The 19,574-nt window shown below is 69.4% G+C and carries 14 protein-coding genes and 1 pseudogene; 3 read left to right on the top strand and 12 right to left on the bottom strand.

What is annotated here, in order from left to right; genetic code table 11:
• A pseudogene (locus tag FHG71_RS08100) lies at positions 1-204 on the bottom strand (aldehyde dehydrogenase (NADP(+))); the annotation flags it as partial.
• 380 nt (positions 205-584) lie between these two features.
• On the opposite strand from FHG71_RS08100, the gene acs reads away from it, so the two are divergent.
• Both acs and FHG71_RS08090 read left to right on the top strand, forming a co-directional pair.
• The gene (gene acs / locus FHG71_RS08095; RefSeq protein WP_139081127.1) at positions 585-2,546 is read left to right on the top strand and encodes an acetate--CoA ligase; all 1,962 of its coding nucleotides are present in this window, start codon (positions 585-587) and stop codon (positions 2,544-2,546) included.
• Positions 2,547-2,704: 158 nt separating this feature from the next.
• A complete protein-coding gene (locus FHG71_RS08090; RefSeq protein ID WP_218014057.1) occupies positions 2,705-4,516 on the top strand; it encodes an MFS transporter in 1,812 nt (603 codons plus the stop codon).
• 66 nt (positions 4,517-4,582) lie between these two features.
• On the opposite strand, the gene FHG71_RS08085 is transcribed toward FHG71_RS08090, so the two are convergent.
• The 9 genes from FHG71_RS08085 to FHG71_RS08045 form a co-directional block, all read right to left on the bottom strand.
• On the bottom strand, positions 4,583-4,864 hold the full coding sequence (locus tag FHG71_RS08085) for a hypothetical protein (RefSeq protein WP_139081126.1): 282 nt from the start codon (positions 4,862-4,864) through the stop codon (positions 4,583-4,585).
• A 65-nt stretch (positions 4,865-4,929) separates the two neighbouring features.
• On the bottom strand, positions 4,930-6,093 hold the full coding sequence (locus FHG71_RS08080) for a fumarylacetoacetate hydrolase family protein (RefSeq protein ID WP_139081125.1): 1,164 nt from the start codon (positions 6,091-6,093) through the stop codon (positions 4,930-4,932).
• A gap of 59 nt (positions 6,094-6,152) precedes the next feature.
• Positions 6,153-9,257: an efflux RND transporter permease subunit gene (locus FHG71_RS08075; RefSeq protein ID WP_139081124.1), complete on the bottom strand. Its 3,105-nt coding sequence runs from the start codon at positions 9,255-9,257 to the stop codon at positions 6,153-6,155.
• Position 9,258: 1 nt separating this feature from the next.
• Positions 9,259-10,491: an efflux RND transporter periplasmic adaptor subunit gene (locus FHG71_RS08070; RefSeq protein WP_139081123.1), complete on the bottom strand. Its 1,233-nt coding sequence runs from the start codon at positions 10,489-10,491 to the stop codon at positions 9,259-9,261.
• 129 nt (positions 10,492-10,620) lie between these two features.
• Positions 10,621-11,646, bottom strand: coding sequence for an ABC transporter ATP-binding protein (locus FHG71_RS08065; protein WP_139081122.1), 1,026 nt, complete (start codon positions 11,644-11,646; stop codon positions 10,621-10,623).
• Between the two features lie 3 nt (positions 11,647-11,649).
• Positions 11,650-12,609: a carbohydrate ABC transporter permease gene (locus FHG71_RS08060; RefSeq protein ID WP_139081121.1), complete on the bottom strand. Its 960-nt coding sequence runs from the start codon at positions 12,607-12,609 to the stop codon at positions 11,650-11,652.
• Positions 12,606-13,589, bottom strand: coding sequence for a carbohydrate ABC transporter permease (locus tag FHG71_RS08055; protein WP_139081120.1), 984 nt, complete (start codon positions 13,587-13,589; stop codon positions 12,606-12,608). The genes FHG71_RS08060 and FHG71_RS08055 overlap by 4 nt, the downstream gene beginning before the upstream one ends.
• Positions 13,590-13,697: 108 nt before the next feature.
• Entirely contained in the window at positions 13,698-14,984 is a 1,287-nt protein-coding gene (locus tag FHG71_RS08050) for an ABC transporter substrate-binding protein (RefSeq protein WP_218014056.1), read from the bottom strand.
• 178 nt (positions 14,985-15,162) lie between these two features.
• Entirely contained in the window at positions 15,163-16,188 is a 1,026-nt protein-coding gene (locus FHG71_RS08045) for a LacI family DNA-binding transcriptional regulator (protein WP_176559335.1), read from the bottom strand.
• Between the two features lie 112 nt (positions 16,189-16,300).
• Here FHG71_RS08045 and FHG71_RS08040 point away from each other — a divergent pair, with 112 nt between their 5' ends.
• Complete coding sequence (locus FHG71_RS08040; RefSeq protein ID WP_139081118.1) at positions 16,301-17,878, top strand: alpha-amylase family glycosyl hydrolase; 1,578 nt, start codon at positions 16,301-16,303, stop codon at positions 17,876-17,878.
• Between the two features lie 4 nt (positions 17,879-17,882).
• On the opposite strand, the gene FHG71_RS08035 is transcribed toward FHG71_RS08040, so the two are convergent.
• On the bottom strand, positions 17,883-19,097 hold the full coding sequence (locus tag FHG71_RS08035; protein WP_139081117.1) for an MFS transporter: 1,215 nt from the start codon (positions 19,095-19,097) through the stop codon (positions 17,883-17,885).
• A 96-nt stretch (positions 19,098-19,193) separates the two neighbouring features.
• Entirely contained in the window at positions 19,194-19,427 is a 234-nt protein-coding gene (locus FHG71_RS08030) for a con-10 family general stress protein (protein ID WP_139081116.1), read from the bottom strand.
• Between the last annotated feature and the right edge of the window lie 147 nt (positions 19,428-19,574).

Raw genomic sequence — 19,574 nt, 5'->3', positions numbered from 1 at the left:
CGCCTCGCGCGACAACGCCGCATAGGCCGGAAAGGCCGCCTCCGCCGCCTGAACCGCCCGGTCGACCAACGCAGGGCTGCCTAGCGCGAAGTCGCGCCCCTCCCCCGTCCAGGGCGAGGAGCGGAACGTGCCCTCGCCTTCCACCCACTCGCCCGCGATCAGGTGCCGGCCCTGCGCCGGTCCCATCGTTGCGCCATCCGCCATGATGCGTTCCTCCGTCTTTGGGCCCGTTATGTCGCCTCCCGACACGGAGATGTCCACTGGTGGCCAACGGAAAGCCGCCATGCGCCGCCCTGAAGAGCCGTTGCGGTCACGCCACGTCACCCGCGGAGGCTCTCGGTCGCCCCACTTCCATCAAGTAACGGCAAGATCCTGCCTAACCTCACTTTTCCGCCAACCAATTTACAGAAGTTGTCTATCTGGGAGGCTCTCCTGTAAATTTTATGACATGATTGTAACAGAGTGAAACCCGTGAGCGACTTGGATTTCCGACTGTCGTATCGATCCTGTGGGATGGAGCGCCGGGAGGGGAGTCCTGGCGACCGCTGGGACCGGGACGTCCTGGCACGAGGAGGAGAGAACGGATGCTCGACAACGAGCTGCGGGGCGCCGCTGCGGCCCCCGATGACGTCAACTCGTCCGTGAAGGCGGTCCATGACGCCTATTACGGGAACTACGCGGCCTCCCTGGCCGACCCTGATGCCTTCTGGGGCGAACAGGCCAAGCGCCTGACCTGGATCAGCCCGCCGACCAAGGTGAAGAACACCTCCTTCGCCAAGGGCAACGTCTCGATCAAATGGTACGAGGACGGCACGCTGAACGTCTCGGCCAACTGCATCGACCGGCACGTGGCGACAGACCCCGAGCGCGTCGCGATCATCTGGGAGCCCGACAACCCCAAGGCCCCCGCCCGCCACATCACCTACCGCGAGCTGCTGGAGGAGACCTGCCGCATCGCCAACGTGCTGAAGAAGCACGGGGTGAAGAAGGGCGACCGGGTCGTCATCTACCTGCCCATGATCCCCGAGGCGGCCTACACCATGCTGGCCTGCGCCCGCATCGGGGCGATCCATTCGGTGGTCTTCGCGGGCTTCTCGCCCGACAGCCTCGCCAACCGCATCAATGACTCGGATGCGACGGTGGTCGTGACCGCCGACTTCGCGCCCCGGGGCGGCCGGACCACGGCGCTGAAGTCCAACACCGACGCGGCGCTCCTGCACTGCTCGGACCGCGTCAAGTGCATGGTCGTGCGCCATACCGGCGGCCAGATTCACTGGACCCCCGGCCGCGACATCGACCTGACCGAGGAGATGCGCAACGCCTCGCCCTACTGCTCCTATGCCGAGGTAGGCGCCGAGGACCCGCTCTTCATCCTCTACACCTCCGGCTCGACCGGCAAGCCCAAGGGCGTCGTCCACACCTCGGGCGGCTACCTGACCTATGCCTCGCTGACGCATGAGGTCTGCTTCGACTACAAGGCGGGCGACGTGTGGTGGTGCACGGCGGACGTGGGCTGGGTCACCGGGCACAGCTACATCGTCTACGGCCCGCTCGCCAACGGCGCGACCGTCCTGATGTTCGAGGGCGTGCCGACCTGGCCCGACGCCGGCCGCTTCTGGGACGTCGTGGACAAGCACAAGGTCACGCAGTTCCACTCCGCCCCCACAGCGATCCGCTCGCTGATGGCGCAGGGGCCGGAATGGGTGGACAGCCACGACCTCAGCTCGCTCAAGCTGCTGGGCACCGTGGGCGAGCCCATCAACCCCGAGGCCTGGAACTGGTACCACCAGCACGTGGGCAAGGCGAAGCTGCCGATCATCGACGCCTTCTGGCAGACCGAGACCGGCGGCCACATGATCTGCCCGCATCCCGTTGCCACGCCGCTCAAGCCCGGCTCGGCCACGACCCCCTTCTGGGGCGTGAAGCCGGTCGTGGTGGATGCGTCCACCGGCGCGGTGCTCGAGGACACCAAGACCGAGGGCGTGCTCTGCATCGCCGACTCGTGGCCCGGCCAGGCCCGCACAATCTGGGGCGACCACCAGCGCTACGAGGACACCTACTTCGGCCAGTATCCGGGCTTCTACTTCACCGGCGACGGCTGCCGGCGGGACGAGGACGGCTACTACTGGATCACCGGCCGCGTGGACGACGTGCTGAACGTCTCCGGGCACCGCATGGGCACCGCCGAGATCGAATCGGCCCTCGTCGCCCATGAATGCGTGGCCGAGGCCGCAGTGGTGGGCTACCCGCACGACATCAAGGGTCAGGGCATCTACTGCTACGTGACCCTGATGAAGGGCGTCGAGCCCACCGACGATCTGCGCAAGCAGCTCGAGACCTGGGTCCGCCAGGAGATCGGGCCCATCGCCAAGCCCGACGTCATCCAGTGGGCCCCCGGCCTGCCCAAGACCCGCTCGGGCAAGATCATGCGCCGCATCCTGCGCAAGATCGCCGAGAACGACGTGGGCACGCTGGGCGACACCTCGACCCTCGCCGACCCGAGCGTGGTCGACGACCTGATCGCCAACCGCGCGAACCGCGCATGACGTGACGCGACGGCCCCGGCCCGGACGCCCCCGGGCCGGGGACCCCCAGCCAACGACCCGCACCGACGCTCGGCCTTCCCTGGAGGAGGGGACTGCAGAGCCATGCCAGACGGAACGGGACGAACCAGCCGGCAACGACCGGCGACAAGGAGGAAGGAATGGCATCGATCGACTACGGGACGGAGATCAACCGTACCCGTCCCATGACACGGGAAGAGAAGAGGGTCATCGCGGCCTCGTCCGCGGGCACCGTCTTTGAATGGTACGACTTCTATCTCTACGGCTCGCTCGCCGCGATCATCGGCGCGCAGTTCTTCACGCCCTTCCCCGAGGCCACGCGGAACGTCTTCGCGCTCCTGGCCTTCGCCGCGGGCTTTATCGTGCGCCCCTTCGGCGCGCTGGTGTTCGGCGCCCTGGGTGACCTCGTCGGCCGGAAGTACACCTTCCTGATGACGATCCTCATCATGGGGGCCTCGACCTTCCTCGTGGGCCTGCTGCCCAACTACTACCAGTGGGGCGTGGCCGCGCCGGTCATCCTCATCATCCTGCGGATGCTGCAGGGCCTCGCGCTCGGCGGCGAGTACGGTGGCGCCGCGGTCTACGTGGCCGAGCACGCGCCCATCGGCCAGCGCGGCTACTACACCGCCTTCATCCAGACGACCGCGACCCTGGGCCTCCTGCTGTCGCTGATCGTCATCATCTCGGTGCAGGGCTACGTCAACGGCAACTACCCCGACCAGCCGGTGCTGGACGCGGCGGGCGCGGCCATGTCGAACCCCGACGGCACGCCGATGATGCAGAAGGCCTTCAACGCCTGGGGCTGGCGCATCCCGTTCCTGGGCTCGGTCATCCTGCTGCTGATCTCGCTCTACATCCGCCTGCAGATGCATGAATCGCCCGCCTTCAAGAAGATGAAGGAAGAGGGCACCGCCTCGAAGGCGCCGCTCAAGGAAGCCTTCGGCACCTGGAAGAACGGCAAGTTCGCCCTGATCGCGCTCTTCGGCCTCACCATGGGCCAAGCCGTGGTCTGGTACTCGGGCCAGTTCTACGCCCTGTTCTTCCTCCAGAACGTCGTCAAGGTGGACAGCTTCACCGCCAACGTCCTCGTGGCCTGGTCGCTGATCCTGGGCACCGCCGGCTTCCTGTTCTTCGGCTCGCTCTCCGACCGCATCGGTCGCAAGCCGATCATCCTGGCGGGCTGCCTCATCGCCGCGCTGACCTACTTCCCGGTCTTCGAGGCCCTGACCCGCGTCGCCAACCCGGCGCTGCACGCCGCCCACCAGACCCCGGTCACGGTGACGGCGAACCCCGACGACTGCTCGTTCCAGTTCAACCCGACCGGCACGGCCAAGTTCACCTCGTCCTGCGACATCGCCAAGGCGCAACTCGCCCGGACCTCGGTCAACTACACCACCGTCGAGGACCCGGCCGCGACCACCGCGACGATCCAGATCGGCGACACCGTCATCAACTCCTATGACGCCGGCGCCGTGACGGGCGACGAAGCCAAGACCGCCAAGACCGCCTTCGAAACGGGCGTGAACGACGCGCTCAAGGCCGCGGGCTACCCGCTGGTCGCCGCCGACAACACCAGCGTCGCCGTGGCCTCCAACTTCGTCGACATCTTCACCGGACAGAAGCTCGCGATCATCGCGATCCTGACCTACCTCATCCTTCTGGTGACGATGGTCTACGGCCCGATCGCCGCCATGCTCTGCGAGCTGTTCCCGACCCGGATCCGCTACTCGGGCATGTCGCTGCCCTACCACATCGGCAACGGCTGGTTCGGCGGCCTGCTGCCCGCCACGGCCTTCGCGATCTCGGCCCAGTCGGGCAACATCTACTCCGGCCTGTGGTACGCCATCATCGTCGCCGCGGCGACCGTGGTGATCGGGGCGATCTTCGTCCCCGGCGGCACCCAGAACAAGTCGATGTTCACCGACGACCCGAACCACAAGGTTCATCACTGATCGCCCAGCCCCCGGGCTGACGACGCAGGCCGCCCCCGGAGGACACTCCGGGGGCGGTTCGCGTTTTCAGGGCATGATCCGCAGCACCAGATGCCGGATCGCCATCACGAGCGCGAGCAGGACGAGGTTCGCCACCACGCCCAGCGCCACGGCCGTCCAGAACGGCACCCCCGACCCCGCCCCGATGGTCGAGGGCAGGATGAAGGCCACGAACAGCACGCCCAGCGCGAGCGGGACCCAGCGACCCGTGACCGCCTCGGTGCGCAGCATCGTCACCACCAGGGCCACGAGCAGCCCCAGGCGGAACGGGTCCGTGAGCTGCGCGAGCAGGATTTCGGAATTGGTCATGGCGGTCTCCCCTACTGGTCCGCCCCCAATCTAGAGAGGAAGGACCGCCCGCGCGAGCCGTCGGCTCAGAGGAGTCCGCGCGCCGCGAGCCCGCGCATCAGCGCCCCGGTGCCGAAGGTCCAGGGCGGCGCCTCGGTCGCGAGCCGCACCGTGTTGACGAGGCTCCCAAGCCCCGGCGCCGCGATGGTGACGCGGTCGCCCAGATGGTGCGTGAAGCCCTGCCCCGGCGCATCGCGGTCCTCGATGGGCGCGAAGAGCGTGCCGAGATAGAGCATGAAGCCGTCGGGATACTGGTGGTGCCGCCCGAAGGCCTGCGCGGCGAGGTCCAGCGGATCGCGGCTGATCTCGGCCATCGAGGAGCGGCCCTCCATCCGGTAGCCGCCCTCGCTCTCGACGGTCAGCCGCAGTTCCAGCCGCCGCACCTCGTCGAGCCCCCAGCGGTCATCGAGAAGCCGCACGAAGGGCCCGATGGCCGCCGAAGCGTTGTTGTCCTTGGCCTTGCCCAAGAGCAGCGCCGAGCGCCCTTCCACGTCGCGCAGGTTCACGTCGTTGCCTAAGGAGGCGCCCCGGACCCGCCCCTGCGCATCGCAGGCCAGCACCACTTCGGGCTCGGGGTTGTTCCAGCGCGAGACGGGGTGGAGCCCGACCTCGGCGCCCCAGCCGACGGCGGCCATGGGCGGGCACTTGGTGAAGACCTCGGCGTCCGGCCCGATGCCCACCTCCAGGTACTGCGACCAGAGCCCCTCGGCCTGGAGCAAGCGCTTGACCTCGGCCGCCTGCTCCGACCCCGGCACGAGGTCGCGGAGCCTTTCGCCCACCACGGCTCCGACCCGCAGCCGGATCTCCTCGGCGCGGGTGGGATCGCCCCCCGCGCGCTCCTCGATCACCCGCTCGATCATCGAGCGGGCGAAGGTCACGCCGCAGGCCTTGACCGCCTGCAGGTCGCAGGGCGCGAGCAGCCGCAGCGCGTCGGGGTCACGGCTTTCAGCGGCGTAGAGGCTCGCTGCGGAAATCTCTTCGAGGCTGCCCAGATCCTCGCCCGGCGCGGCGGCGGCGAAAGCCGCGAGATCCTCCCGCTCCAGAAGGGTGCTGACGGTCGGCGCCTCGCGCGAGGTGATGTCAGCCAGCCGTCCGTCGCGCACCGTCACGACCGATGGCCCTTGCCCGGGCCGCCAGACGCGCCCGACGAACAGTCCCTCGCCCGGCAGGTCGAGCGTCGCGTGATCCATGGTCCCCTCCCTCGGTTTCCGGGCACCCTGCCAGCCTCCCGCGCGGGGCGGAAGGGGGATCACTCCGCCGGCGCGGCGTGGTCTGGCGCAGCGGGAAACCAGCGGGACGCCCGCCGGCCCAGCGCGTCCATGTAGGTCAGCGCCACGGGCACCACCACGAGCGTGAGAAGCGTCGATGAGATCAGCCCTCCGATCACCGCATGGGCCATGGGCGCGTTCTGCCCACTGCCGTGGTGGATGTTGAGCGCAAGCGGGAGCATCCCGAAGATCATGGCCAGCGTCGTCATCACGATGGGGCGGAAGCGCGTCTGCCCCGCCTCGACCAGCGCGTCATAGAGGTTCTGCCCATCCCGCACCCGGTGGTTGGCGTTGTCCACCAGCAGGATCGCGTTCTTCACCACGAGGCCCATCAGCATGATGAAGCCGATGGCCGAGAAGATGTTGAGCGTGCTTCCCCCGATCAGGAGCCCGGCCAGCACCCCGATCAGCGACAGCGGCAGCGACATCATGATGGCGAGCGGTTGGAGGAAGCTGCCGAACTGCGAGGCGAGCACGAGATAGATGAAGACCACCGCCAGCACGAGCGCGGTCAGGGCCGAGGCCCCCGATTCGGCCAGTTGCTCGGCGTCCCCGCCCTGCGAGACCCGGTAGCCCGCCGGCAGGTCCAGCGCTTCGATGGCCGCGTTCACCTCGGGCAGCACCTCGCCCAGGGTCACGTTCGCCAAGTTCGCCGTCACCGCGACCGTGCGCGCCAGATCCTGCCGGTTGATCTCAGACGGCCCTACCGAGGGCGCGAGCGTCGCCACCTGGTCGAGCCGGATCAACTCGCCGCCCTGCGTGGCGACGGGCAGCGCGCCCAGGCTGTCCGCGTCGTTGCGCGCCTCCTCGGGAAGCTGGACGTTGAGCGAATAGCTCTCGCCATCGGGGGCGGTCCATTCACCTACCTCCTGCCCGCCCAGCAGGGTCGAGAGCGTGTCGCCCACCGAGGCCAGCGACACCCCCAGGTCGTCCGCCGCATCGCGGTCGAGCCGCACCGCCAGCGTGGGTTCCACCTCCTGCAGACTCGTGGTCACGTCGGCGAGCCCCTCGATCTCCCGCAGCCGGGCGGTCAGATCGTCGGCGATCTCGCCCAGCACCACGAAGCTGTCGCCCGAGAGCGTCAGCTCCACTGGGGCGGCGACGCCCCCCAGCCCCCCGGCCGCGCCGATGGTCACCTCGATGCCGGGCACGACGACCAAGGCCTCGCGCACGGGCTCGGTCATCTCCTGCGGGCGCCTCTCGCGCTCCTCGGCAGGGACCATCGTGACCTGGATCGTGGCCTGCGTGGCGCCGTTCGCGGTCGTGCCCGAGTTCACCGTCGCATAGGTCCGCGCCACCTCCGGAAAGGTCTTGAGCACCGCGTCCACCTGCCGGATCTTGGTCGCCGTGTAGTCGAGCGACGATCCTGCGGGCGTCTCGATCTCCACCTTGAAGCGGCCATCGTCCACCGCGGGCGCGAACTCGGCCCCGACCAGCGGCACCAGCGCGAAGCTGCCTACGAAGCTGCCCACCGCCACCAGCAGCGTCACCAGCCGATGCCGGAGCGTGAGCCGCACGAGCCGCCCGTAGCCGCGCCCCAGCGCCTCGAAGGCCCGGTCGAAGCGGTCCACCAGCCGCCAGACCGGCCCCTTGGGCGCCTGCGGATCGGCCGAGGGATCGTACCAGACCGAGGACAGCATCGGGTCCAGCGTGAAGGCCACGAAGAGCGAGATCAGCACCGCGACCGAGACCGTGACCCCGAACTGGAGGAAGAACCGCCCGATGATCCCCTCCATGAAAGCCACGGGCAGGAAGACCGCGACGATGGAGAAGGTCGTCGCCAGCACCGCGAGGCCGATCTCGTCCGTCCCCTCCAGCGCGGCGCGCTCGTGCCGCTTCCCCATGCGCAGGTGCCGCACGATGTTCTCGCGCACCACGATGGCGTCGTCGATCAGCAGCCCGATGGCGAGCGACAGCGCCAGGAGCGTCATGATGTTGAGCGTGAAGCCCAGCGCATAGAGCGCCGTCATCGTCCCGATGACCGAGATGGGCAGCGTGAGCCCGGTGATGAGCGTCGAGCGCCAGGAATTCAGGAACAGGAACACGATCACGGTGGCCAGGATCGCGCCTTCGACCAGCATGGTCTGGACGCTGGCGTAGCTTTCCTCGACCTCCACCGCGTTGTCGGACACGATGTCGATCGTGACGCCCGGCGGCATCTCGGTGGCGTTGAGGTCCTCGACGGCCGCGCGGATCGCCTGCGCGACCTCGACGGTGTTGGAGCCCTGCTGCTTGACCACGTCGATGGCCAGCGCCCGCCCGCCATCGAGCAGCGCCAGCGAGTTCGCCTCGGCCTCGCCCCCGGTCACGGTCGCCACGTCGCCCAGCGTCACCGGCAGGCCGCCCTGAGTGCCCACGGTGAGGTCGAGGAAGTCCTCGGCCCGCTCCACCCGGCCCTCGACCGTCACGGTCTGCACCGTGCGGCCGGTGTCGATCTCGCCTGCCGGCGTGTCCTGGTTCTGCGACAGGAGCGCCGCCGTCACCTGCTCCACCCCGATGCCGAAGGCGTTCATGCGGTCGGGGTCGATCAGGATGTCCACCTGCCGGGGCGTGCCCCCCACGACCGAGGCGCGCCCCACTCCCTGGATGGTCAGAAGCTGCCGCGCCACCACGTCCTCGGCCAGCGCGGTCAGGTCGCGCGCCTCGATCTCTCCGCTGAGGGCGAGCGACATGATCGGCTGCTCGGCCGGGTCGAAGCGGAGCACCTGCGGCTCCTCGGCCCCGTCGGGCAGGACGGCGCTCACGGGGGCGATCTTGTCGCGGACCTCCTGCGCGGCATCGGCCGACTGTACGTCGAGATCGAAGAACATGACGATGATCGCCTGCCCGCTCTGGGCCGTCGCCTGCACCTCGTCGATGCCGGCGATGGTGCTGACGGCCTGCTCGATGGGCTCCACCACGTCGGCCTCGACGGTCTCGGGGCTCGCGCCGGGGTAGCTCACCACCACCGCGACCACGGGAAAGTCGACGTCGGGCAACTGCTCGATGGGCAGGCGCGAGAAGCTCACCAGGCCCAGGATGGTGATGGCGAGCATCACCATCGTCGCGAAGACCGGCTGCGCGACGCTGATCCGGGTCAGGAACACGTCAGAACTCCACCAGCTCGACCGGCTGTCCGGGCTCCAGCCCCTCCAGCGCGGCGGTCACGACACGGTCCCCAGGCGCCAGACCCTCGACCTGCACGCGCCCGCCGGGCCATTCCTCGCCCGGCGTCACGTCGCGGCGAACCAGCGCATCGCCCTCGATCACCAGGACATGCGGCCCGCCCTCCTCCCGAATGGCGCCCTGCGGCACGGCCAGCGCGTCCGGCTGCTCGGCCACGACGATCCGGCCGGTGGCGAACATGCCGCCCAGAAGCGGCCCGCCGGCGTTGGGCACCTCCACATAGACGGGCAGCGCGCGCGTCCCCTCCTGCGCGACCGGCGCGATACGCTCCACGGTCCCCTCGAAGCTCTGGCCGCCCAGGCCGTCGACGCTCAGCTCGACCGCCTGCCCCGCGCTCAGCGTGGCGCCCGCGCCCACCGGGGCGACGCCCACCATCTCCATGCGCGTCAGGTCCACGACCGTGAGGAGCGGCGTCCCCGCCCCGATCACCGCGCCCGGCTCGACCGAGCGCGCGGACACCACGCCGTCGAAGGGCGCGCGCACCGTGGCCCCCTCGAGCGCGAGCTCCGCCGAGCGGATCGCATCCTCCTGCGCCGCCAGCGACGCGCGTTGGGCGGCGACGCTGGCGCGCAGTTCGGCCGCCGTGGTCGGGGCCGCGACGCCGCGCTCGATCAGCGCCTCCTGCCGCTGAAGCTGGTCCTCCGCCACAGCGAGTTGCGCGCGCGTGGAATCGGCGTTGCTGCGCGCGAGCTGCACGTCGAGCCCCAGCCGCTCCACGTCCACCTGCACCAGCACCTGACCGGCCGTCACGGCATCGCCGGGGCGCACCGCGACCTCCTCGACCCGCCCGCCGGTCTCGGCCGATAGGTCGACGCGGCGGTAGGGCTGGAGCGTACCGATCACCCGGACCGTCCGGCGAAGCGTCTCCGGCTCCAGCACCGCCCATTCGTCGTCGTCGATCTGGACGGCGCGCGGCGCCTCGGGCGCGGCGGCCACCGGCGCCTCGGCGGGAACGGCGGCCTGACGCTCGCGCCAGAGCCAGACGCCCGCGGCGGCGGCCACGACCAGGAGCGCCAGCACCACCCAAGGCCAGCGCCGCCGCGTGGCCCGCCCCCCGCGCGCGCGCTCCATGGCCCGCCGCTCGCGCCGGGTGAGCGCCCAGTCGGGCTTGGCGGCCGGCTCGGCCGCAGGGGTGTCCACGATGTCCTTGGCCATGTCAGCCGCCTTGTCCCGCGGCTTCACGCACCGCAGTCTCAAGGGTGGGCCCGCGCCCCCCTCGGTTCAAGGTCGGGAATCCCGGAGGGCGCGAAGAGGTGACCGGCCGGCATCTCCCGGCCGATCGGCCTATTGCGCGGCGATCGGCATCTGCACCGGCCGGCCCGCGGCGTCGAAGCGGTGCAGCATTCCCGGCCGGGGCAGCAGCGACACGACGGTTCCCTCGGGGATCGTGGCCTTGCCGGGCTGGCGCACGATCAGCGGCTCGCCCGATCCCACGTCCACGAAAAGGTAGTTGTCGCTGCCCAGGTCCTCGGTATGGACGACCCGGCCCTGCCACATCTCCTGCCCCTCGGGCACGATGTCGATGTGCTCGGATCGGATGCCCAGCGTCGCGCAGCCATGCGCCTCGGCGAAATTCCCTTCGAGGAAGTTCATCTTGGGGCTGCCGATGAAGCCCGCGACGAAGACCGAATTGGGCCGGTCGTAAAGCTCGGTCGGCGTGCCGACCTGCTCCACCTTGCCGTCGCGCAGCACGCAGATGCGGTCCGCGAGCGTCATCGCCTCCACCTGGTCGTGCGTCACGTAGATCATGGTCACATCGCGCATGTCATGGTGGAGCTTGGCGATCTCCAGCCGGGTCTGCACCCGCAGGGCGGCGTCGAGGTTGGACAGCGGCTCGTCGAACAGGAACACCCGCGGGTCGCGCACGATGGCCCGCCCGATGGCGACGCGCTGGCGCTGCCCGCCCGACAGTTGCCGCGGCAGGCGGTCGAGCAGGTGATCGATCTGGAGCATCCCGGCCGCGCGGCGGACCCGCGCCTCCATGTCGGCCTTGCTCGACCCGCCGAGCTTCATGCCGAAGGCCATGTTGTCGTAGACCGTCATGTGCGGGTAGAGCGCATAGCTCTGGAACACCATGGCGATCCCGCGCTTGCTGGGGATCACGTTGTTCACCCGCTCCCCGTCGAAGTACAGGTCGCCCGTGGTGATGCTCTCGAGCCCCGAGATCAGCCGCAGGAGCGTCGACTTCCCGCAGCCCGAGGGGCCCACGAAGACCATGAACTCCCCCCGCTTGATCTCTAGGTCAATGCCCTTGATGACGTTCACGGCCCCGTAGGTCTTGGTGACGTTGCGAAGCTGGATGTTGGCCATGGCTTACCCCTTGACGCCGCCGGCGGTCAGGCCCGCCACGATCTTGCGCTGGAAGATGAGGACGAGGGCGATCAGCGGCACGGTCACGATGACCGAGGCCGCCATGATCGGCCCCCACGGGATCTCCTGCTGGGAGGCCCCGGACAGGAGGGCGATCGCCACCGGCACGGTGCGCCGCGTTTCGGTGATGGTGAAGGTCAGGGCGAACAGGAACTCGTTCCAGGCCCCGATGAAGGCCAAGAGGCCCGTCGTCACCAGCGCCGGCCAGAGGAGCGGCAGGAAGACCTTGCTGATGACGACCCAGGGGCTCGCCCCGTCGACGATGGCCGCCTCCTCGATCTCGACCGGCAGGTCGCGCATGAAGGTGGTCAGCACCCAGACCGTGAAGGGCAGCGTGAAGATCGTGTAGCTCAGGATCAGCGCCCAGGGCGTGTTGTAGATCCCCAGCCAGTTCACCAGCTCGAAGAGCCCCGACAGCACCGCGATCTGGGGGAACATCGACACCGCGAGGATGGTCAGCAGCAGCAGGCCCCGCCCCCGGAACCGCACCCGCGCCAGGGCATAGGAAGCCGTCACCGCCAGGAACAGCGCGGCGACGACGGTCACGGTGGCCACGAAGACCGAGTTGACGATGCTGCTGACGAAGCTCGGCCGGGTGAGCACGGCCTCGTAGTTCGCGGGGTTGAGGCTCTGCGGCAGATAGTTCGGGATGAAGAGCTGCGTCCCCGTCTCCAGGCTGGACAGCACCGCGTAGTAGAACGGGAAGATGGCGATCAGCACGATCAGCGCCACGACGATCCAGAACACGATGTTCCAGAAGACGCCCGATGCGGTCCGCTCCCCGGATCGGTCGGCGCTGGACAGGACCGCGTAGTAGAAGGGGAAGACCACGGCCAGCGTGATCCCCACGAAGGCGGCGAAGTAGAGCAGGTTCCAGAAGAGGAAGGTCAGGAGGTCGATCATTTGCTGCGCTCCCCGCTCAGGTCCACGCGGCCCAGCCAGATGTAGAGCAGGACGAACAGGGCGATGATGAGGAACAGGAGCGTGGACTGCGCCGACCCCTCGCCGTAGTCGCCGAACTGCTGGAGCTCGCGGTAGCTCAGGATGGACATCGTCACCGTCGCCTCGGACTGCGGCGTCAGGACATAGATCAGGTCGAAGATCCGCAGCGCGTCGAGCACCCGGAAGATCACCGCCACCATGAGGGCCGGCTTCAGGAGCGGCAGCGTCACCCGGAAGAAGACCTTCATCGGGTGGATGCCGTCGATCTTGGCGCTCTCGTACATGTCGCGCGGGATCATCTGCAGGCCGGCCAGGATCAGCAGCGCCATGAAGGGCGTGGTCTTCCAGACGTCCACCATCAGCACCGCGATCATCGCGGTGTCGGCCCGAGCGGTCCAAGCGATGGGCGAGTCGATGAAGCCAACCGTCAGGAGCATGTCGTTGATGATCCCGAACTGGTCATTGAGCATCCAGCCCCACATCCGGGCCGAGACGATGGTCGGGATGGCCCAGGGGATCAGGATGGCGGCGCGGACGAGGCCGCGGCCCTTGAACTCTGCGTTCAGGACCAGAGCCACCAGAAGGCCCAGAACGGTCTCCAGCGCCACCGACATGAAGGCGAAGCGGATCGTGTTCCAGACGGCGTTCCACCAGTCGGCGTCGGCCAGGACCCCGCGCCATCGGATCGAGCCGTCGTCGCGCACGCGCCAGCTCAGGTAGTTGTCGAAGCCCACCCATTCCGAGCCGCCGGTGAAGATGTCGTTCGCCTCCGCGTCGGTGAACGAGAACATGATCGACCGGAACAGCGGCCAGGCGGCCACGAAGAACAGCATCACGAGCATCGGCGCCAGGAACCAGAATGCGGCGCGCGCGCGCTGGCTCTGGAGACTGGTCTCGCGCCCCCGCGATCGTTCGGGATTGGCGCTGATTGTGGTGGTCATGGCCCCGGCTCCTCCCTAGCCCTGCGGGCCGGCGCCCGACGGCAGGGGCGCCTCATGCCCGGTGCGGCCCGGCCGGCGCTTCGCCGGCCGGGCCCGTGGTCCAGGACCTTACTCCAGCACGTCCTCGAGGTCGGCCTCGAGATCCTCGAGCGCGTCGGCGGCCTCCTCCTCGCCCGAAAGCACGCTGTGGACGGCCGTGAAGAACAGCGTGGACACCTCGTTGTAGTCCCCCTGCGTGGGCGCCGAGGGACGCGGGACGGCGGTCTGGAAGACCTCCTGCCAGCGCGCGAAGTAGGGGTTCGCCTCCAGGATCTCGGCGTCCTCATACAGCGACTGGATCGTGGGCAGGTTGCCCTCGTTCAGCGCGCGCTGCTTCTGCGCCTCGGCCGAGCCGAGATAGAGCGCGAGGTCGATGGCGGCCTCCTGCTGGTCGCCGTAGCGCGACACGGCCATGTTCCAGCCGCCCAGGGTGGCGGCCGACTGCGCGCCCTCGCCCTCGCCCATGGGCAGCGGAGCCACGTCGAAGCTGCCGGCCACGGCCGAGTCCTCGCCGTTGCCCAGCAGGTAGGCGTAGGGCCAGTTGCGCATGAAGACGGCGTTGCCCGTCTGCCAGACGCCGCGCGACTCTTCTTCCTGATAGGCCAGGACGCCCTCGGGCGAGATGGTCCCGACCCAGCCGGCAGCCGTCTCCAGCGCCTGAACGGCCTGCGGGTTGTTGATCGAGATGGTGCCGTCGGGCTCGACGATCTGGCCGCCGCCGAAGGACTTGACCCATTCCAGCGCGTCGCAGGTCAGGCCCTCGTAGGCATTGCCCTGCCAGACGAAGCCCCACATCTCGCCGTTGCCCTCGGCGCGCTCGGCGTCCTGGATGAACTGCGCGGTCTCCTGCAGCTCAGCCCAGGTGGTGGGCACTTCGCGGCCGTGCTTCTCCAGGAGGTCGGTGCGGTAGAACAGCGCCGGGGCGTCGGTGAAGATCGGGATGGCGACCAGCTTGCCTTCCACCGTCTGGGATTCGATGATCGACGGGAAGTTCTGCTCGATCAGCCCGGCCTCGGTGGCGACCTGCGTGAGATCGACGAAATGCTCGGCCAGTTGCGGCGCCCAGATCACGTCGGTCTGGTAGAGGTCGATGTCGCCGTTCTGCGCCGCGAGCCACAGGCGGTACTGCCCGAACTGGTCGGTGGTCGAGGCCGGCATCGGCACCAGCACTGCGTCGTTGCCCGTCCGCTCCTCCCAGGGGGCGACAAGCGCGTCGAAGTTCGCCACCGCCGCGCCCACGGCGCCCGACACGACCGTGACCTCCACGCCCTGCGCCGAGGCGGCCGGAGCGACCAGCGCCGCCGCCATGGCCAGGGCCGACACCCGCAGCGCAGCCGCCTTCATCTTGTGGTTCATCTGTGTCCTCCCGGATGCCGGCGGTCGCCCGCCTGTCTCATTGCTTTCGGATTCGTTGATCCGAAACGTTTTGGACGATAGGCAGCCCCGGCGTGGCGCGTCAACAGGCCGCGTCTCGATCTCGGAACTAACTTACGCCGCCGGCCCGGTCCGTCAACGAACCGTTTCCCCGGCGACGTCACGAAACGGAGCGGACCGAAGCCCGCTCGACCAGCCCGACCTCGCCCTGGACCTGCAGCGCCGGAAGCGCCGCCCCGTCGACCGCCGCGGCCAGGATCTGGGCCAGATGCGGCCAGCCCAACGCGAGCGGCGACCATGTGGCGGTCAGTGGCGGATCGAAGGCCTGGGGGCGGACCCCGGGCAGTTCATCGTCATGCACCACCACCGACACGTCGCGCGGCACCCGCAGGCCCAGCGCGTCGAAGGCCCGCAAAAGCCCGGCCGCAAGCCGCGAATTCCCGCAGACGACCGCCGTGGGCCGCGGCCCGCCTTCGCCCCACAGGGCCACGCCCGCCAGAAGTCCCTCGCCTTCCGTCATCGGCCCGAAACGGTGGAGCCCCGCCTCCTCGGCCACGCCCGCCCGCGCCAGCGCCGCCCGATAGCCATGCAGGCGCGAGACGGCGTAGGTGCGCCGCTTCGGACCGTTGAGGAACGCGATCCGCCGGTGGCCCGCCGCAGTCAGCAGCCCCGTCAGCCGCTCGGCCACGCCCCGGTTGTCGATGTCGTAGAAGGGATAGTCGTGCGGCTCCTCGATCCGCCCGTGGATGACGAAGGGCACGTCCGCCGTCCGCAGGAAGGCCACGCGCCGGTCCCGGATCTCGGGGTCCAGCAGCACGAAGCCGTCGATGGCCCCGCTGGCCGTCAGCCGCCGGTAGGCGTCGAGGACATCCTCCGCGGGATCGGCGATATGCAGCACGAAGGGCCGCCCCATCCGGGCAAGATGCTGCGACAGCGTGCCGACGATCTGCACGAACATGGCGTTCTCGGCTTCGGCCGGGATGCCGGGCAGCACGAGTCCCAGCATGCCCGACCGCCCCGTCACGAGCCGCCGGGCCGAGACGTTGGGCTGGTAGCCCAGCTCGCGCGCTACCCGATGCACGCGTTCGCGCGTGTCGGCGGACACGTCCGCGTGGTTGTTCAGCGCGCGGCTGACCTGCGTGACCGACAGGCCGAGGTGCCGGCTCAGGTCGCGGAGCGTGGTCATGGATCCTCCCAAGGCCCGCCCGGTCGCGTGGCCCGCGACTCTCGGCCCCATCGGGAAGCTTGCCATCCCGAAACGTTTCGGACAAGCCATGGCAAGGATGAGGGAGGCGCTCATGAACGACGACTGGTGGCGGGGCTCGGTGACCTACCAGATCTACCCGCGCAGCTTCCAGGATTCGGACGGCGACGGCGTGGGCGACCTTCGCGGCATCACGCGCCGCCTGCCGCTGATCGCCGACCTGGGCGTGGACGCGGTGTGGCTGTCGCCCATCTTCCGCTCGCCCATGGTGGACATGGGCTACGACGTCTCGGACCATTGCGACATCGACCCGCTCTTCGGCACGCTCGCGGACTTCGAGACGCTCCTGGCCGAGGCGCACCGGCTGGGCCTCCGGGTCATCCTCGACCAGGTGCTCAACCACGTCTCGGTGGCCCACCCCCTTTTCCAGGAAAGCCGCCAGAGCCGTGACAACCGCCGCGCCGACTGGTTCGTCTGGGCCGACCCGCGCCCCGACGGCACGCCGCCCAACAACTGGCAGTCGGTCTTCGGCGGCCCAGCCTGGGAATGGGACGCCCGCCGCTTCCAGTATTACCTGCACAACTTCATGGTCGCGCAGCCCGACCTGAACTTCTGGAACCCCGCCGTGCAGGACTGGGCGCTCGACACGCTGCGCTTCTGGCTCGACCGGGGCGTGGACGGCTTCCGGTTCGACACGGTGAACTTCTACTTCCATGACCGCCTGCTGCGCGACGACCTGCCCGATCCCCGCGTGAAGGCCCGCCCGGCCTTCAAGACCTACGACATGCAGTACCATGTCCACTCGAAGAACCAGCCCGAGAACCTCGCCTTCCTGGGCCGCGTCCGGGCGCTCATGGACTCCTATGGCGCGACCGTCACCGTGGGCGAGGTGGGCGAGGCGCACCACCCCATCGAGATGATGGGCGACTACACCTCGGGCCACCGGCTCCACATGGCCTACAGCTTCGAGATGATGGAGGACCGCTTCTCCGCCGCCTTCTTCCGCGAAACCATCGAGGGCTTTCACCGCCTCGCCCCGGACGGCTGGCCCTGCTGGGCCTTCTCGAACCACGACGTGCCGCGCCACGCCTCGCGCTGGGCGGCGCACGCCGCCGACCCCGACCGCTTCGCCCGGCTCTGCGCGATGCTGCTCCTCAGCTTCGAGGGCTCGATCTGCCTCTACCAGGGCGAGGAGCTGGGCCAGACCCAGACCGAGCTCACGCTCGACGAGGTGATCGACCCGCAGGGCAAGGCGTTCTGGCCCGAGGACAAGGGCCGCGACGGCTGCCGCACGCCGATGGTCTGGGAGGGCGACGCCCCCGGCGGCGGCTTCACGACGGGCTCGCCCTGGCTGCCGATCAAGGTCCCCCAGCGCGACCGCGCCTTCGACCGTCCCGCCCCGCAGTCCGTGCGCGACACCTACAAGGCCATGCTGGCCCTGCGCCGGAGCGAGCCTGCGCTGCGCACCGCACGCACCGCGTTTCTCCACACGCCCGAGCCCATTCTCGCCTTCCGGCGCGGCGACCTTCTTTGCGCCTTCAACCTGTCGCCCGAACCGGTCGCCACCGATCTTCCCGGCGCGGGCGCGTCCCTTCTGTCCCAAGACGCGAAATGGGCCGAAGATCGCCTGACCCTCGGCCCGAACGGAGCGCTGATCGCGCGGGTGGGCTGATCGCCTAGCCGTGCCGTCCCTGGAACACGCCGCGGGGCAGGAACACCGTGAGCAGCCCCAGCGCCGGCAACCAGGCGCAGATCTGGTAGACGAACTCGATGCCCCGCGCGTCCGCGACCGCGCCCAGCACCGCCGCCGCGATCCCGCCCATGCCGAACGCGAGCCCGAAGAACACGCCGTTGATGAGCCCCACCCGCCCCGGCACCAGCTCCTGCGCGAAGACGAGGATCGCCGGGAAGGCCGAGGCGATCACCACCCCGATCACAAGCGTCAGCACGACCGACATCCAGAGATTGGCGTAAGGCAGCATCAGCGTGAAGGGCAGCACCCCAAGGATCGACACCCAGATGACCGCGAGCGGCCCGATCCGGTCCCCGATGGGCCCGCCCAGGATCACGCCCAGCGCCATCGCGCCCAGGAACACGAACAGCATGAGCTGGGACTGCTGCGCCGTCAGGCCGAAGCGCTCGATCACGTAGAAGGTGTAGAAGGACGACAGCGACGAGGTGTAGGCGTTCTTGGTGAACACGAGCACGCCCAGCACGACCAGCGCGCCCAGGACCCGGCCGCGGCTCAGGCGCGGCGCGTCCGTGCCGCGGGCGGCGCGCGGCGGCGGGGCCGGGCGGCGCTTGTACCAGTCCGACACGCGCCACAGCACGTGGATGCCCAGCATCGTGCCCAGCGTGAACCACAAAAGGCTCAGCCGCCCGAAGGGGGCCACGATGAAGGCCGCCAGCAGCGGCCCCGCCGCATGGCCAACGTTGCCGCCCACCTGGAACACGCTCTGCGCCGTGCCGAAGCGCCCGCCCGAGGCCGCGCGCGCGATGCGCGAGGCCTCGGGGTGGAAGATCGACGAGCCCACGCCGATCAGCATCGCCCCCAGCACGAGCAGCGGATAGCTCGGCGCGAAGGCCAGCGTCACGATACCCAGGAGCGTCGAGCCCATCCCCAGCGGCAGCGCCAGCGGCAGGGGCCGCTTGTCCGTGACCACGCCCACGAGCGGCTGGAGCACCGAGGCCGTCACCGTGAAGGCGAAGGTGAGGAAGCCGATCTGCGCGTAGCTCAGCGCGAATTCCTCCTCGAGCAGCGGATAGATCGCCGACACGAGGGATTGCATGATGTCATTGATGCAATGGCAGAGCGCCACCCCGCCCAGCACGGCCCAGACCGTGCCTTGGGTGGACAATGTCCCGCCCACGCCCCGAACTGTCGTCGTCATCGCCTGCTCCGATCGTGAACGCCTGCCGCGCTACGCCTCAGAACAGACCGGCGCAAGGGGGGACGGGAGGGGCCGGCCGGTCCCTCCCTTCGATGGTCAGGCCTGGCCGCCCTTGCGGCCGGCTTCCGCCGCGCGGGCGCGGTCATGGGCGAAGTTGCCGCCCGAGGCCTCGCCACCCTTGCGGCCCGCCTGCGCGGCGCGGGCGGGATCGTTCTTGAAGTTGCCCCCCGAGGCCTTGCCGCCCTTGCTCGCGATGGCGCGCTGCTTTTCGGGGTCCATCGCCGCGAAGCCGCGGAGCGGGGGGGTGGGGGTGGTCTGCTGGTTCGCCATGATGGCCTCCTCCTGAACGGTCGGCCCACCGAACCGGGTAAGCACCCGAATGTTCCCGGCCCACCGTTCGCTTTCCCCAGGCCCTCACGCGACGTCATCTGTCGCGGTCGGGCCTTCCGCGCCCCGAGCCATTGCCTAGGCTCGGGG

The sequence above is a fragment of the Rubellimicrobium roseum genome, from assembly GCF_006152145.1.
Taxonomy (GTDB): domain Bacteria; phylum Pseudomonadota; class Alphaproteobacteria; order Rhodobacterales; family Rhodobacteraceae; genus Rubellimicrobium; species Rubellimicrobium roseum.
Note: the sequence above shows the minus strand (reverse complement) of the source record. Positions and strands in the feature narration are given on the sequence as shown.

Coding starts and splice junctions, on each gene's coding strand:
- FHG71_RS08040 (WP_139081118.1), top strand. CDS start 16,301: ATGAACGACGACTGGTGGCGGGGCTCGGTGACCTACCAGATCTACCCG.
- FHG71_RS08065 (WP_139081122.1), bottom strand. CDS start 11,646: ATGGCCAACATCCAGCTTCGCAACGTCACCAAGACCTACGGGGCCGTG.
- FHG71_RS08055 (WP_139081120.1), bottom strand. CDS start 13,589: ATGACCACCACAATCAGCGCCAATCCCGAACGATCGCGGGGGCGCGAG.
- FHG71_RS08035 (WP_139081117.1), bottom strand. CDS start 19,097: ATGACGACGACAGTTCGGGGCGTGGGCGGGACATTGTCCACCCAAGGC.
- acs (WP_139081127.1), top strand. CDS start 585: ATGCTCGACAACGAGCTGCGGGGCGCCGCTGCGGCCCCCGATGACGTC.
- FHG71_RS08090 (WP_218014057.1), top strand. CDS start 2,705: ATGGCATCGATCGACTACGGGACGGAGATCAACCGTACCCGTCCCATG.
- FHG71_RS08060 (WP_139081121.1), bottom strand. CDS start 12,609: ATGATCGACCTCCTGACCTTCCTCTTCTGGAACCTGCTCTACTTCGCC.
- FHG71_RS08085 (WP_139081126.1), bottom strand. CDS start 4,864: ATGACCAATTCCGAAATCCTGCTCGCGCAGCTCACGGACCCGTTCCGC.
- FHG71_RS08080 (WP_139081125.1), bottom strand. CDS start 6,093: ATGGATCACGCGACGCTCGACCTGCCGGGCGAGGGACTGTTCGTCGGG.
- FHG71_RS08030 (WP_139081116.1), bottom strand. CDS start 19,427: ATGGCGAACCAGCAGACCACCCCCACCCCCCCGCTCCGCGGCTTCGCG.
- FHG71_RS08050 (WP_218014056.1), bottom strand. CDS start 14,984: ATGAACCACAAGATGAAGGCGGCTGCGCTGCGGGTGTCGGCCCTGGCC.
- FHG71_RS08070 (WP_139081123.1), bottom strand. CDS start 10,491: ATGGCCAAGGACATCGTGGACACCCCTGCGGCCGAGCCGGCCGCCAAG.
- FHG71_RS08045 (WP_176559335.1), bottom strand. CDS start 16,188: ATGACCACGCTCCGCGACCTGAGCCGGCACCTCGGCCTGTCGGTCACG.